This window comes from Achromobacter sp. FW305-C-30-7 (assembly GCF_058783105.1).
In genome coordinates this window covers 348,228-361,852 of record NZ_JBYSYI010000006.1, presented here as the reverse complement: position 1 = coordinate 361,852, position 13,625 = coordinate 348,228, and the positions used below count along the sequence as shown (strand labels likewise).

14 protein-coding genes are annotated in these 13,625 nt (G+C 66.0%); 9 read left to right on the top strand and 5 right to left on the bottom strand.

From position 1 onward, the window contains the following. Positions 1 to 141: 141 nt before the first annotated feature. Complete coding sequence (locus AC3WOB_RS21540; protein WP_013391912.1) at positions 142 to 654, top strand: ASCH domain-containing protein; 513 nt, start codon at positions 142 to 144, stop codon at positions 652 to 654. Here AC3WOB_RS21540 and AC3WOB_RS21535 read toward each other — a convergent pair. Next, entirely contained in the window at positions 651 to 824 is a 174-nt protein-coding gene (locus tag AC3WOB_RS21535; protein ID WP_158307663.1) for a hypothetical protein, read from the bottom strand. The two genes, AC3WOB_RS21540 and AC3WOB_RS21535, sit on opposite strands and share 4 nt — an antisense overlap. A 147-nt stretch (positions 825 to 971) precedes the next feature. Between AC3WOB_RS21535 and AC3WOB_RS21530 the strand changes: the two genes are divergently transcribed. Beyond that, positions 972 to 1,304: a virulence factor gene (locus tag AC3WOB_RS21530; protein WP_013391911.1), complete on the top strand. Its 333-nt coding sequence runs from the start codon at positions 972 to 974 to the stop codon at positions 1,302 to 1,304. A gap of 256 nt (positions 1,305 to 1,560) precedes the next feature. Here the strand turns inward: AC3WOB_RS21530 and AC3WOB_RS21525 are convergent, their stop codons facing one another. From AC3WOB_RS21525 to AC3WOB_RS21510, 4 genes are all read right to left on the bottom strand, one after another. Continuing rightward, on the bottom strand, positions 1,561 to 1,809 hold the full coding sequence (locus AC3WOB_RS21525; RefSeq protein ID WP_013391909.1) for a hypothetical protein: 249 nt from the start codon (positions 1,807 to 1,809) through the stop codon (positions 1,561 to 1,563). 233 nt (positions 1,810 to 2,042) lie between these two features. Continuing rightward, complete coding sequence (gene serS / locus AC3WOB_RS21520; RefSeq protein ID WP_013391908.1) at positions 2,043 to 3,401, bottom strand: serine--tRNA ligase; 1,359 nt, start codon at positions 3,399 to 3,401, stop codon at positions 2,043 to 2,045. A gap of 42 nt (positions 3,402 to 3,443) precedes the next feature. Next, positions 3,444 to 4,784 (bottom strand): replication-associated recombination protein A, encoded by a 1,341-nt coding sequence (locus tag AC3WOB_RS21515; RefSeq protein WP_492276119.1) that lies wholly within the window; start codon positions 4,782 to 4,784, stop codon positions 3,444 to 3,446. Positions 4,785 to 4,865: 81 nt separating this feature from the next. Next, a complete protein-coding gene (locus AC3WOB_RS21510; protein WP_013391906.1) occupies positions 4,866 to 5,657 on the bottom strand; it encodes a deaminated glutathione amidase in 792 nt (263 codons plus the stop codon). Positions 5,658 to 5,811: 154 nt separating this feature from the next. On the opposite strand from AC3WOB_RS21510, the gene AC3WOB_RS21505 reads away from it, so the two are divergent. From AC3WOB_RS21505 to AC3WOB_RS21475, 7 genes are all read left to right on the top strand, one after another. Then, entirely contained in the window at positions 5,812 to 7,083 is a 1,272-nt protein-coding gene (locus AC3WOB_RS21505; RefSeq protein ID WP_492276118.1) for an amino acid deaminase, read from the top strand. Positions 7,084 to 7,190: 107 nt separating this feature from the next. After that, entirely contained in the window at positions 7,191 to 8,747 is a 1,557-nt protein-coding gene (locus tag AC3WOB_RS21500) for an ABC transporter substrate-binding protein (protein ID WP_013391904.1), read from the top strand. A 142-nt stretch (positions 8,748 to 8,889) separates the two neighbouring features. Next, the gene (locus AC3WOB_RS21495; protein ID WP_013391903.1) at positions 8,890 to 9,831 is read left to right on the top strand and encodes an ABC transporter permease; all 942 of its coding nucleotides are present in this window, start codon (positions 8,890 to 8,892) and stop codon (positions 9,829 to 9,831) included. Between the two features lies 1 nt (position 9,832). Then, the gene (locus AC3WOB_RS21490) at positions 9,833 to 10,708 is read left to right on the top strand and encodes an ABC transporter permease (RefSeq protein ID WP_013391902.1); all 876 of its coding nucleotides are present in this window, start codon (positions 9,833 to 9,835) and stop codon (positions 10,706 to 10,708) included. A 2-nt stretch (positions 10,709 to 10,710) separates the two neighbouring features. Then, positions 10,711 to 11,718 carry an ABC transporter ATP-binding protein gene (locus tag AC3WOB_RS21485; RefSeq protein WP_013391901.1) on the top strand — a complete coding sequence of 336 codons (1,008 nt, stop codon included), beginning with the start codon at positions 10,711 to 10,713 and terminating at the stop codon, positions 11,716 to 11,718. Beyond that, positions 11,715 to 12,716: an ABC transporter ATP-binding protein gene (locus AC3WOB_RS21480; RefSeq protein WP_013391900.1), complete on the top strand. Its 1,002-nt coding sequence runs from the start codon at positions 11,715 to 11,717 to the stop codon at positions 12,714 to 12,716. The genes AC3WOB_RS21485 and AC3WOB_RS21480 overlap by 4 nt, the downstream gene beginning before the upstream one ends. 36 nt (positions 12,717 to 12,752) lie before the next feature. After that, a complete protein-coding gene (locus tag AC3WOB_RS21475; RefSeq protein ID WP_492276117.1) occupies positions 12,753 to 13,625 on the top strand; it encodes a MurR/RpiR family transcriptional regulator in 873 nt (290 codons plus the stop codon).

Here is a 13,625-nt window from a genome sequence, read left to right as displayed (position 1 = left end):
CCAGGCTATGCCTGACATGATGGTCATGAGGCGGCATACTTCCCGATTCCAGGCCCAAACCGCCCGCACCGTTGGCATGCGTCGACCCGGCAGTCGCCGCGTGGGCGCATATGCTTTGATCGTGAGAGGAACCGCGAGCGTATGAAAAGGCAGTCTCTTCAATTCAGCGAGCCGCTTAAACAAGCTGTTTTGGACGGCCACAAAGTACAGAGCCGGCGCATCCTGAAGCCGCAGCCCACCAAGCTGACCACGGTCTGGTATGCGGATGCCGCCGATTCCGGCAGATGGGTGGCCATGGGCCCTTCGCTGGATCATCCAACCGAACTGCGCAAGACCTCCAGCTGGGTCAGGTGCCCTTATGGAAAATCCGGCGACAGCATCGAATTGACCGATGAAGTCGGCAATACCTTCGCCACCGCAGTGATCGTCGGGGTGCGGGTCCAACGCCTGCAAACGCTGTCCGAGGCCGATGCCCGCGCCGAAGGCACGCAGGCCCTGTATCAAAGCTCCGCCCTGCTGCCGGGCGTGCCGCTGCAAACAGCGTTTGCATTGACCTGGTGCGAGCGCTACGGCTCACATGCCTGGGCCGCCAACCCCTGGGTATGGGTCGTCGAATTCCGCCGCCAGCAGGCCGACGACGAGCCGGACGCCTAGCGCGGCTTGCGCTCGCAGCCCAGAAACTGCTGCGTCCGCGCAACGCCGTTACCGGGAAACAGGGGCGGATGGTGACCGCCTGTAACCTGCCCGCCCGACTTCACCTGATTCCAGGCGATTTCAATCGATTTCAATCGCGGCCGCTCCAGAGCGGGCAATTGCTGCTGCATGGCAGCAAGCCGCATGCCGCGTTTGCGGGGACGGTTGCGGATTGTCGCGATTGACGCCGGCCCGCTTACGTCTGCCTGATCAAAAAAACCGAAAATGGCATCAACGAATACTCAACTTTGCTGCGTCATGCGGCAGGCAGGTGCAACATGAAAAAATGGCTTATCGCTGGTGCTGGTGCCGCTGGTCTGCTGATCTCCAGCGTCGCCCTGGCTCGCGTGGACGTCGGCATCTCGATCGGCATCCCGGGCGTCGTGTACCCCGCGCCGGTCTACGTCGCGCCCCAGCCGGTTTACGTGGCGCCCCCGCCCCCCGTCTATTACCGCCCGGCGCCGGTGTATGTCGCGCCGCCGGTGGTCTACCCGGCGCCGGTTTATTATCGCGGCGGCGGCCGCTACTATGACCGCGGTTATTACTATGGCCGCGGACGCGGACACGACCATCACCACGGCCGCGGCCGCGGACATGACCGCGACGATTAAACCGCGGGACGGTCGCCAGGCGCAGGCCTGATAACTCCGGAAAAGACAAAGGCCACTCGCAAGAGTGGCCTTTTTTCTGCGCGGCAATGTCCGGTGCCGCGCGGAGATGCCTCAGGCCGCAGGGGCCTGCACGGGTTTGCCGGCCAGCACGGCCGGTTGCTGCGGGGTTTTGCTGGCCTTGTCATCGGCCCACCGCGGCGCTTCCTGAACGAGATCGATCCAACGGCGGGGCTCGCTCGACGACCGCCACCAGCCATTATGCGGACGCATGGGCAAACTCCGGTTCACCGTTGAAACGCACCCCGTTGATGCCCTGGAACAACTGCCGGCTTTCCTGCTCGGCTTCGTGCAGGCTCGAAAACGGCGCCTGCCCGGGCACGGTCCAGCATTTTTCCGGCGCGGTGCCGCCGACTCGGCGGGTCCATATCTGCACACGGTAGCCCTGCTCGTCTTCCTGAGCCACGGAGCATCTCACACGAAAATCTCCAATCATTCTTGAAGTCATGGGCAACTCCTTGTTATTTAAGTGAATGAAGCGTGTAGCACACGGGGCGTATTGTGCCGTAACTATCCGGCCCTTTTATTGGAATACACAATTGCTCACATCATAATCAAGCGCTCTCGCCCGCAGGTTAATGACCTGAAGCGACAGGAATATGTATTGATAATAAAAAAAACGGAGCCCCAAAGGCTCCGTCTTTTACTCCGCCAAATGACGGATGGACAGGCTATGTCGCGTCAGGCTTGCGCCGCCGGATTCAATACCGTCAGGCCGCCCATATAAGGCTGCAGCGCTTGCGGAATCAGCACGCTACCGTCGGCTTGCTGGTGATTTTCCAGCACGGCGACCAGTGCGCGGCCCACGGCCAGGCCCGAACCATTGAGCGTGTGGACGTATTCCGGCTTGCCCTGGGCATTGCGGAAACGCGCCTGCATGCGGCGGGCCTGGAAGGTCTCGCAGTTCGATACCGAGGAAATCTCGCGCCAGGTGTTCTGCGCCGGCAGCCATACTTCCAGGTCATAGGTCTTGGCCGAGCCGAAACCCATGTCGCCCGTGCACAGCAGCACCACGCGGTACGGCAGGCCCAGCAGCTGCAGCACGCGTTCGGCGTGGCCGACCATATCTTCCAGCGCCTCGTAGGACTGATCGGGCTGCGTGATCTGCACCATTTCGACCTTATCGAACTGGTGCTGGCGGATCATGCCGCGGGTATCGCGGCCGCCGCTGCCAGCTTCCGAACGGAAGCACGGAGTGTGGGCGGTGAGCTTGAGCGGCAGGTCGGCGGCGGCCTGGATGGTGTCGCGCGCCACGCTGGTCAGGGTGATTTCCGAGGTGGAGATCAGGTACTGGTCTTCACGCACATAAGGCTTGCCCTGGTCGTCGACCTTGGGATCGTCGTCGCCGCCGCCCTTGGACACGGCGAACATGTCGTCCTTGAACTTCGGCAGCTGGCCCGTGCCATACAGCGTCGAGGCATTGACGATGTAGGGCGTGTAGCACTCGGTATAGCCGTGCGTGCCGGTCTGCAAGTCCAGCATGAACTGCGACAGCGCGCGGTGCAGGCGCGCGATGGGGCCGCGCATGAACGAGAAGCGGGCGCCGGACAGCTTGGCGGCCATGTCGAAATCCAGCCCCAGCGGTTCGCCGATGGCGACGTGGTCGCGCGCCTCGAACGCCAGGGCGGGCGGGTTGCCGTCGGCCCCCGCAGCGCCAGGCAGCCAGCGGCGCACTTCGACGTTGTCGTCGGCAGACTCGCCCAGCGGCACGCTGGCGTGCGGCAGGTTGGGCACCGACATCAGCAATTCGTTGAGCGGCTGCTGCAAGGCGGCCAACTCTTCTTCGAGCTGCTTCAGGCGCACAGGCACGGCCTGGGATTCCGCCATGACGGCGCTGGCGTCCTCGCCCTTGGCCTTGAGCTGGCCGATCTGCTTGGCCAGCGCGTTGCGGCGGGCTTGCAGGGACTCGGTTTCGGTCTGGACGGCCTTGCGGCGGGATTCCAGCTCATTGAACCGTTCCGTGTCGAAGGACACGCCACGGCTTTTGAGGCGGTCGACGACGGTTTGCAGGTCTTTGCGCAGCAGTATCGGGTCTAGCATGGTGATATCGGTGAGGTTGCGTGAAGCAACGGGCGCGGCCCGTTACCGTTTCTTGGCGCGTTCCTGGGCGTCCAGCTCGCGCAGGAATGCCAGCTTTTGCTGGATTTTAGCCTCCAGGCCGCGATCGGTCGGCCGATAGAAGGAGGGATTGAGTCCATCGGGGAAATATTGCTCGGCGGCTGCGTAGCCATGCGGCTCGTCGTGCGCATAGCGGTAGGCCTTGCCGTGGCCCAGCTGCTTCATCAATTTGGTGGGCGCGTTGCGCAGGTGGATAGGCACCGGCGCGCTGCCGTGCTCGGCCGCGAACTTGCGCGCCTGGTTGTAGGCGTTGTAGACGGCGTTCGACTTGGCGGCGCAGGCCATGTAGACCACCGCCTGCGCCAACGCCAGCTCGCCTTCGGGCGAGCCCAGGCGTTCATAGATGTCGGCGCCGTTCACGGCCAGGTCGGTGGCGCGGGGATCCGCCAGGCCAATGTCCTCCACCGCCATGCGCACCAGGCGGCGCGACAGGTATTTGGGATCGGCGCCGCCGTCGATCATGCGGCAGAACCAGTACAGCGCGGCGTCGGGATTGGAACCGCGCACCGACTTGTGCAGCGCGCTGATCTGGTCGTAGAACGCATCGCCGCCCTTGTCGAAGCGGCGCAGGTTCTGCGACAGCGAAATCTCCAGCCAGGCCGCGTCCACCGTGTCGCGGCCGGCGGCCTGCGCCGATTCGGCCACGACTTCGACCGCGCTGATCAGGCGGCGCGCGTCGCCGTCGGCCCAGGCCGCCAATTGTTCGCGCGCGTCGGCGTCGACATGGATTTTTTCGTCGTCATCCAGCCCGTCGTTCAGGGCCTGCACCGCGCGGTCGACCAGTTGCTGCAATTCCTCGGCGGTGAGCGATTGCAGCACGTACACCCGGGCCCGCGACAGCAACGCCGAATTGACCTCGAACGAAGGATTTTCGGTGGTGGCGCCGATGAAGGTGAACAGCCCGCTTTCCACATAGGGCAGGAACGCATCCTGCTGCGCCTTGTTGAAGCGGTGCACCTCGTCGACGAACAGGATGGTGCGGCGCCCCTGGCCTTGCGCCACCTGGGCCACCGTGACGGCGTCGCGGATGTCCTTGACCCCGCCCAACACCGCCGAGATGGCGATGAACTGCGCGTCGAAGCCGTCGGCCATCAGCCGCGCCAGCGTGGTCTTGCCCACGCCCGGCGGCCCCCAGAAGATCATGGAGTGCGGGCGCCCCGACTCGAACGCGACGCGCAGCGGCTTGTCCGGCCCCAGCAGGTGCGACTGCCCGACCACGTCGGACAGCGTACGCGGGCGCAGCCGTTCGGCCAGGGGCACATAGGGCCGATGCGCAGGATCGGCCGCGAAGAGATCGTTGCTCATTGGCAGGAGATGAGGGGAGACAGCAAGTAATTCAAGTCAGCATTACACCATGGCAACGGCCCGCGCCTCCCCTGTATGGCCCTAGGCCAGCCCCGGCAGCCCGAAGCGCCGGTTCGCCAGCACCGGCAGCACCTTGCGGGCATGGGCCAGGCGTTCGGGGTCGATGTCGGCGAACACCAGCGCCGGCGCCTCGCCCGCGCGCGCCGTCACCACGCCCAGCGGGTCCACCACCATGCTGCAGCCGATGTTGCGTTCGCCGCATTCGCCGGTGGCCGCCACATAACAAGTGTTTTCCAGCGCCCGGGCCGTGACCAGCACTTCCCAGTGCATTTCCTTCAACGGGCCGCGGACCCAGGCGGACGGCAGCACCAGCAGATCCGCGCCGTCCAGCGCCAGGCGCCGCGCCAGTTCGGGAAAACGCACGTCATAGCAGGTCATCAGGCCGACGCGCAGGCCACCGATGTCCAGCAGCGGCGGAATGTCGATGCCGGGCGTGACGTTGGTGGATTCCTTCATGTTGAAGGCGTCGTACAGGTGCAGCTTGCGGTATTGCGACAGGATCTGGCCGTCGCGCAGCGTCACCAGCGTGTTCCAGACGCGCCCTTCACCTGTCGGCACGTGCACGCACATCATGGTCGCCAGCTGCGAGCCGCGGCTGGCTTCCAGCAGGCGGCTCATGAAGGGGCCGTCCAGCGGCTGGGCCGCCTTCAGGACGATCTGCGGATCGGTGATGTCGCGGGCCAGGATGCCTTCAGGCAGGACCAGCAGGCCGGCGCCGCCGGCGCGGGCGCGTTCCATCAAGTCTATGCAGACCTGGGCGTTTTCTTCCCAGACGCGGCTGACGGCGAACTGGCCCAAAGCAACTTTCAGCATGACGCTTTCCTTGTGTCGGAGGATTTTCCTATTGTCGCGCCAACCGCCGGACAACGCCGACTACGGGAAACTCCTAGCTCCCGCTTGTAAATTCTTTTCACGATAATGAAAAAAACCAGGTTTGACGTAAATATTTTCCATAGTAGGCGCCCCCATGACGAATTCTTCCTCCCCCGCAGCCCCCCTGGACGCGAACGGCAAAGGCCTGGGCGCCTTTCCGGAATCCTGTACCACCGCGGGCGTGGCCGCGCTGAACTGGAATCTGCTCAATGAGGATGTCAGCCTGCCCGTGGCAGTGCTGTACGAAGCCCGCGTGCGCCACAACCTGCAATGGATGCAGCACTTCATGGAAGCGTACAAGGTCAAGCTGGCGCCGCACGGCAAGACCACCATGAGCCCGGCGCTGTTCCGGCGCCAGATCGAGGGCGGCGCCTGGGGCATCACGCTGGCGACCGCGCCGCAGGTCCAGGCGGCCTATCAGCACGGCATCCGCCGGGTGCTGATGGCCAATCAGCTAGTGGGCCGCGCCAACATGGCCATCATCGCCCGCCTGCTGCGCGACCCGGCTTTCACCTTTTTCTGCATCGTGGACTCCCCCGCCAACGCGGCCCAGCTGGGCGCCTACTTCGGCGAACAGGGGCTGACCTTGCCGGTGCTGATCGAACTGGGCCCGCAGGGCGGCCGCACCGGCGTGCGCGACGATGCCCAATTGCAGGCGCTGGTCGAAGAGATCGGCAAATGGCCCGGCCTGGCCCTGGCCGGCATCGAAGTCTATGAAGGCGTGTTGCAGGAAGAAAACGCGATCCGCGCCTTCCTGCGCCGCGCCACCGACTCCCTGCGCAGCCTGGCCGCCGCCGGCCGCCTGCGCAAGAACGGCCCGGCCCTGATCTCCGGCGCCGGTTCGGCCTGGTTCGACGTAGTGGCCGAGGAATTCTCGCAGTTGGACATCGGCGCGCCGCTGGAAATCGTGCTGCGCCCCGGCTGCTACCTGTCGCACGACGTCGGCATCTACCGCTCGGCCGCCGAGCGCATCAACGCCCACAACCCGGTCGCCCAGAAAATGGAACCCGGCCTGCAGCCGGCCTTGCAGGTCTGGGCCTATGTGCAGTCGCTGCCCGAACCCGGCCGCGCCATCGTCGCCATGGGCAAGCGCGACGCCGCCTTCGACGCCGGCCTGCCCACGCCCGCCGCACTGTTCCGCCCCGGCCGCGACACCGCGCCCGGCCAGGCCCCCGCGCACTGGAAGCTGAGCGCGATGATGGACCAGCATGCCTTCATGCAGATCGACGCAGGCGACGACATCCAGGTCGGCGACATGATCGCCTTCGACATCTCCCACCCCTGCCTGACCTTCGACAAGTGGCGCCAGGTGCTGCTGGTGGACGAGCAATACCGCGTCACCGACGTGGCCGAAACCTTCTTCTGAACGTCCCTGCCCGCCGCGCCGGAGCGGGGGCAGGAAGCATCGCGGGACCCCGGCGCACTCATCTAACTACAAGCAAAACCCGTTTTTGACCCTCTGGAGAGAGAATCATGAACTTCCGTACCTCCCGGCGAGGCGGTGGGCTCAATAGCCTGCTGCTGGCCGGCGCAATTGGCTTGACCGCATTGTCGTCCCCCGCCCTCTGTGCCACGCCGATCAAGGGAGGCACGATCTCGGTCGCCACCATAGGCGAGCCGCCCACGCTGGATCCGATGACCAGCACGGCTGACCTGGTCGGCATCCTGACCCAGCATTTCTTCGAAACGCTGTACACCTTCGACGGCAAGTGGAACCTGACCCCGCTGCTGGCCGACAAGCTGCCGGAAGTCTCGGCTGACGGGCTGATCTATACGATCCCGCTGCGCCAGGGCATCACCTTCCACGACGGCTCCAAGATGGATTCGTCCGACGTGCTGGCCTCGCTCAAGCGTTGGACCGAGACCGCCACGCGCGGCAAGATGGCCGCCAAGATCATCACCGGCATGGAAGCGCCTGACGCCAACACCATCCGCATCACGCTCAAGCAGCCCTATGCGCCGCTGACGGCATTGCTGGCCATGAACAACAGCGCCGCCGTCATCATGCCCAAGGGCAAGATCGCTCCGGCCCTGACCGAATTCGTCGGCACCGGCCCGTACCAGTTGAAGGCGCGCGTGCCAGACCAGTACATCCAGCTGGTCCGCTTCGAAGGCTACAAGCAGCGCGAAGGCGAGCCCGACGGCTTTGGCGGCGCGCGCAAACAGTACCTGGACGAGATCCGCTTCGTGCCGGTCAGCAATGCCAATACCCGCGTCGAAAGCGCGGTGGCCGGACAGTTCGACTACGTCGATTCGCTGCCGGTGGAATCGCTGCCCAAGCTCAAGAACGGCCGCTCCGACCCCGTCATGCTCAAGCCCTTCGGCTGGCCGCGCCTGGTGCTCAACACCAAGCAGGGCATCATGTCGAACCTGGCGGTCCGCCAGGCCGTGCAGTTGGCGCTGAACGAAGAAGACATGCTGTACGCCGCCTTCGGCGACAAGAACTTCTACAAGCTCAACGGCGACCTCTATCCCGAGGGCTATCCCTGGGCCACCTCGCTGGGCGGCAAGGTCTATAACAAGGGCGACGCCGCCGGCGCCAAGAAACTGGTGGACGGCGCCAACGTGCAGGACCGCAAGATCCGCATCCTGACCAGCCAGCAGTACGAGTTCCACTACAAGATGGCCCTGGTGGCCGCCGAGTACCTGAAGGCCGCCGGCTTCACCGTCGACATGCAGGTGGTGGACTGGGCCACGCTGACGCAACGCCGCCAGGATCCGGCGCTGTGGGACGTCTTCATTACCCACAGCCCCTTCCTGCCCGAGCCGGCCCTGATCGACTTCCCGTCCAAGGACGCGCCGGGCTGGTGGGACACGCCGCGCCGCAACCAGACGCTGGACGCCTTCAACCAGGCCGGCAGCCAGGAAGAACGCGTCAAGCGCTGGGCTGACGTGCAGCAGGCCGTGTACGACGAAGTGCCCTTCATCAAGGTCGGCGACTTCAACGCCCAAGCGGCACGCTCGCCGTCGCTGCAAGGCACCAAGGCCGTGCCGTGGCCCTACTTCTGGAACGCCTGGAAGTCGAAGTAAATGCCGTGGCGCGGCAGGGCAAAGGCGTAAACCAGCCCTCCTGCCGCGCGCGACGCATCAGCGCATGCCCCGCGGAGCGCGCCCTTCCAACAAGCGCGCCGCCCCCCTCCCCACGATACGACGCTTTTTTAGGACATCCATCGTGTTGCGTTATCTCTTAAACCGGCTGGTCGGGCTGGTGGCCGTGATGTTCATCGTCGCGACCATCGTGTTCGTGATCATCCGCGTCACGCCTGGCGATCCGGCCGCCGTGATGCTGGGTCCGCAGGCCAGCCAGCAGGACATCGCCGCGCTGCGCACCCAGCTGGGGCTGGACCAGCCCATGGTCGTGCAATACCTGTCGTGGCTGGGCAAGCTGGCCCAAGGCGACCTGGGCCAATCCATCTTCATGAACAAGCCGGTGCTGTCGGCGCTGGCCGACCGCGCCGAGCCCACCATCCTGCTGACGCTCATGTCGCTCTTGATCGCCAGCGCCATCGCGCTCCCCGTGGGGATCCTGTCCGCGGTCAAGCGCGGCACCACGCTGGACCAGTCGGTGTTGTCGTTCTCGATGTTCACCTCCAGCGTGCCCAGCTTCTGGCTGGGGCTGCTGCTGATGCAAGTGTTCTCGGTCAAGCTCGGGTGGCTGCCGGTGGCCGGCTACGGCGGACCGGACGCCTCGCTCATGACCCGGCTGTCGCACCTGATCCTGCCCGCCGTGGTGCTGGGCCTGGTGAACTCGGCGCTGATCACGCGCTTTATCCGCGCCAGCATGCTGGACGTGCTGCGCGACGACTATGTGCGTACCGCGCGCGCCAAGGGCCTGCCGGAAAGCAAGGTGATCCTGAAGCACGCCGTGCGCAACGCGCTGATCCCCATCCTGACGGTGCTGGGCCTGACCACGGCGCTGCTGATCAGCGGCGCGGTCGTGACCGAAACCGTGTTCGGCCTGCCCGGCGTGGGCAGCCTGGTGGTGTCGGCGGTGCTGCGCCGCGACTACCCCGTCATCCAGGGCGCGCTGCTGATCATCGCGGCCATCTATGTCCTGATCAATCTCATCATCGACCTGCTGTACCTCTTGGTCGACCCCCGGGTGCGTTACTGATATGGCTATCGCAACTTCCGCAAACTCCGCCGCGGGCGCCGACCGCTGGCAGGTCCTGCGCCTGCTGGTGTCGCGCAAGACCGTGCTGATCAGCCTGATCGTGATCATCGTGCTGGTGGCCGCCGCGCTGCTGGCGCCCTGGCTCAGCCCCTACGATCCGTTCAAGCTGTCCATCATGAACCGGCTCAAGGCGCCGGGCGCGGCGCACTGGTTCGGCACCGACGACTTCGGCCGCGACGTGTTCAGCCGCGTCATCTATGGCGGCCGCCTGTCGCTGATGGTGGGCTTCTCCGTCGTCATCGTGTCCAGCATCCTGGGCATCGCATTGGGCCTGATCGCCGGCTTCTTCCGCACCGCGGACAAGTTCGTGTCGCGCCTGATCGACGCCATGATGGCCTTCCCCGACATCCTGCTGGCAATCTCGCTGGTGGCCGCGCTGGGTCCCTCGCTGGTCAACGTGGTGATCGCGCTGGGCATCGTCTACACGCCGCGCCTGGCCCGCATCGTGCGCGCCTCGACCCTGGTGATCCGCGAACTGCCCTTCGTCGAAGCGGCCCGCGCGCTGGGCGTGCCCACCTGGCGCATCGTCACCGTGCACGTGCTGCGCAACCTGGTGTCGCCCATCCTGGTGCAGGGCACGTTCATCTTTGCCTACGCCATCCTGGCCGAAGCCGGCCTGTCCTTCCTGGGCGTGGGCGTGTCGCCCGACATCCCGACCTGGGGCACCATGATCAACGCCGGCCAGCAGTACATGGGTTCGGCCGACTGGATCATGATCTTCCCCGGCATCGCCATTGTGTTGTCCGTGCTGTCGCTGCAACTGGTCGGCGACGGCCTGCGCGACGTCCTCGATCCGCGCCTGCGCAAGGAGCTGTAATCATGACCGCAAGCACCCGAGACGTCGTGCTTTCCGTGGAAGGACTGAAGACCTGGTTCCACAGCCGCGACGGCATCGCCAAATCGGTGGATGGCGTGACCTTCGACCTGGCCCGCGGCGAAACGCTGGCCATCGTCGGCGAGTCCGGTTCCGGCAAGTCCGTGACCAGCCTGTCCATCATGGGCCTGCTGCCCAAGCCGGCCGGCCGCATCGAGGCCGGCAGGATCCTGTACCGCGACCGCCAGGGCGCGCAGCACGATCTGGCCCAGGCCACGCCCGCCACCCTGCGCAAGATCCGCGGCGCCGAAATCGCCATGATCTTCCAGGAGCCCATGACCAGCCTGAACCCGCTGTACACGGTGGGCGACCAGATCGCCGAGGCCGTGCTGCAGCACGAAGGCGGCTCCTATGACGCCGCGCTCCGGCGCGCCCGCGAAATGCTGGAACGCGTGGAAATCCCGGCGGCCGACCGCCGCGTCAACGAGTACCCGCACCAGATGTCGGGCGGCATGCGCCAGCGCGTGATGATCGCTTTGGCCTTGGCCTGCAACCCCGCCGTGCTGATCGCCGACGAGCCCACCACCGCGCTGGACGTGACCGTGCAGGCGCAGATCCTGGACCTGCTGCGCCGGCTGCAGGCCGAGATGAACATGAGCATCCTGTTCATCACGCACAACCTGGGCGTGGTGGCCGAGATCGCGCATCGCGTGGCGGTCATGTACGCGGGCCGCGTGGTCGAGGACGCCGGCGTCTACGACCTGTTCGAAAAGCCCACGCATCCCTACACCCGCGGTTTGCTGTCCTGCATTCCCACCGCCGCCCTGCTGGCCTCCGGCGAACGCCTGCGCGCCATTCCCGGCAACGTGCCCAGCGTGCTGTCGCTGCCGCCCGGCTGTACCTTCGCGCCGCGCTGCCCGCTGGCCGCCGACGACTGCCGCGCCGCCGTGCCTGAACTCATGCCGGTGCAGACCGAACACCGCGCGCGCTGCATCAAGGTGAATCCGATATGACGACTAGCCCCATTCCCATCCGCGCCGAAGAGCCGCTGGTGCGGATCCAGGACCTGAAAGTCCACTTCCCCACCTCGCAGGCGCGCAACGCCCCCGTGGTGAAGGCCGTGGACGGCGTCAGCTTCGACGTGCCGCGCAACACCATCGTCGGTCTGGTCGGAGAGTCCGGCTCCGGCAAGACCACCACGGGCCGCGCCCTGCTGCGCCTGTTCGCGCCCACCGCCGGACGCATCCTGTTCGACGGCCAGGACATCACCAAGCTGTCCGAAAAGCAGATGCTGCCCTGGCGCCGCCGCATGCAGATCGTGTTCCAGGACCCCTACGCCAGCCTCAACCCGCGCATGACCGTGGCCGAGATCCTGGGCGAGGCGCTGGACACGCACCGCCTGGCACAGAACCGCCGCATGGCCCGCATCGGCGAGCTGCTGGAACGCGTGGGACTGAACGCCGACCACAGCCGCCGCTATCCGCACGAGTTCTCGGGCGGCCAGCGCCAGCGCATCGGCATCGCCCGCGCCCTGGCGGTTGAGCCCGACTTCATCGTGGCCGACGAGCCGGTCTCGGCCTTGGACGTCTCGGTGCAGGCTCAGGTGCTGAACCTGCTGCAGGACCTGCAGCGCGACCTGGGGCTGACCATGCTGTTCGTGGCCCACGACCTGGCGGTGGTGGACTATCTGTGCGATGAGGTCGTGGTGATGTACCTGGGCCGCGTCATGGAACGCGGCCCCACCAGCGAGGTCTATGCCCGCCCCCGCCATCCCTATACCCGCGCGCTGCTGTCCGCCGCGCCGGTGCCGGACCCGCGCGCGCCGCGCTCGCGTATCCTGCTCAAGGGCGACATCCCCAGCCCGGTCAATCCGCCTTCCGGTTGCGTGTTCCGCACCCGCTGCCCATACGCCATCGAAAGCTGCGCGACCACCGAGGCGCAGGCCGCCAACGTCGGTCCGGGCCACTATGTGGCTTGTTCGCGCATCGGCGATGCCGAACTGGCCGCCTGATCGCCGCCCTGTCCAGACCAGAACCAGGAAGCCCACATGAACATCATCCGCGACATCGTCTTCCAGATACGCAGTCGACGGGACTCGCTGAGCGTGACCGAACGCAAAGTCGCCGACGCCATTCTGGACGACATCATCTGGGGCGCCAGCGCCACCGTCGACCAACTGGCCGCCAAGGCCGGCGTCAGTATCGCCACCATCTCGCGCTTCGCCCGCACGGTCGGCTGCGACGACACGCGCGACCTGAAGCTGAAGCTGGCCCAGGCCAGCACCGTGGGCAGCCGCTTTCTCGACCCCAGCGCGGCGCCCGAGGAAAGCACCTTCTACGCCCGCATCTACGCCGACATCGAAAGCACGCTGCGCGCGCATTTGCCCAACTTTACCGAGCAGCTGTTCGAAGCGGCCGCCGGCATCGTCGACGGCGCGCGCATGATCTACGTGTTCGGCATGGGCGGCGCGTCGGCCGTGCTGGCGCAGGAAGTGCAGTCGCGCCTGGTGCGGCTGGGCTACCCCATCGCCGTCTACAGCGACGCGGTGCTGCTGCGCATGGTCGCGGCCACCCTGGACGAGCGCGATGCCGTACTGATCCTGTCGGCGTCAGGCCTGACGCCGGAAATCGTGGGCGCGGCCCGCATCGTCAAGCAGTACCAGGCGCGCATCGTCGCCATCACCGACGCGACCTCGGCGCTGGCCGAACTGGCCGACGTAGTCCTGCCCATCCGCACCGACGAAACCGACTTCATCTACAAACCCTCGGCGTCGCGCTACGCGATGATGCTGGCCATAGACCTGCTCTCGACCGAACTGGCCATGTTGAACCAGGAAGAAAACCGGGAGCGCCTGCGCCGCATCAAACTGGCGCTGGACGAACACCGCGGCGGCCCGAACCGCCTGCCGCTGGGCGATTGA

What these genes read in the sequence shown, in the direction of transcription:
- AC3WOB_RS21540 (WP_013391912.1), top strand. Translation starts at nt 142, where the DNA reads ATGAAAAGGCAGTCTCTTCAATTCAGCGAGCCGCTTAAACAAGCTGTT.
- AC3WOB_RS21535 (WP_158307663.1), bottom strand. Translation starts at nt 824, where the DNA reads ATGCAGCAGCAATTGCCCGCTCTGGAGCGGCCGCGATTGAAATCGATT.
- AC3WOB_RS21530 (WP_013391911.1), top strand. Translation starts at nt 972, where the DNA reads ATGAAAAAATGGCTTATCGCTGGTGCTGGTGCCGCTGGTCTGCTGATC.
- AC3WOB_RS21525 (WP_013391909.1), bottom strand. Translation starts at nt 1,809, where the DNA reads ATGACTTCAAGAATGATTGGAGATTTTCGTGTGAGATGCTCCGTGGCT.
- serS (WP_013391908.1), bottom strand. Translation starts at nt 3,401, where the DNA reads ATGCTAGACCCGATACTGCTGCGCAAAGACCTGCAAACCGTCGTCGAC.
- AC3WOB_RS21515 (WP_492276119.1), bottom strand. Translation starts at nt 4,784, where the DNA reads ATGAGCAACGATCTCTTCGCGGCCGATCCTGCGCATCGGCCCTATGTG.
- AC3WOB_RS21510 (WP_013391906.1), bottom strand. Translation starts at nt 5,657, where the DNA reads ATGCTGAAAGTTGCTTTGGGCCAGTTCGCCGTCAGCCGCGTCTGGGAA.
- AC3WOB_RS21505 (WP_492276118.1), top strand. Translation starts at nt 5,812, where the DNA reads ATGACGAATTCTTCCTCCCCCGCAGCCCCCCTGGACGCGAACGGCAAA.
- AC3WOB_RS21500 (WP_013391904.1), top strand. Translation starts at nt 7,191, where the DNA reads ATGAACTTCCGTACCTCCCGGCGAGGCGGTGGGCTCAATAGCCTGCTG.
- AC3WOB_RS21490 (WP_013391902.1), top strand. Translation starts at nt 9,833, where the DNA reads ATGGCTATCGCAACTTCCGCAAACTCCGCCGCGGGCGCCGACCGCTGG.
- AC3WOB_RS21485 (WP_013391901.1), top strand. Translation starts at nt 10,711, where the DNA reads ATGACCGCAAGCACCCGAGACGTCGTGCTTTCCGTGGAAGGACTGAAG.
- AC3WOB_RS21480 (WP_013391900.1), top strand. Translation starts at nt 11,715, where the DNA reads ATGACGACTAGCCCCATTCCCATCCGCGCCGAAGAGCCGCTGGTGCGG.
- AC3WOB_RS21475 (WP_492276117.1), top strand. Translation starts at nt 12,753, where the DNA reads ATGAACATCATCCGCGACATCGTCTTCCAGATACGCAGTCGACGGGAC.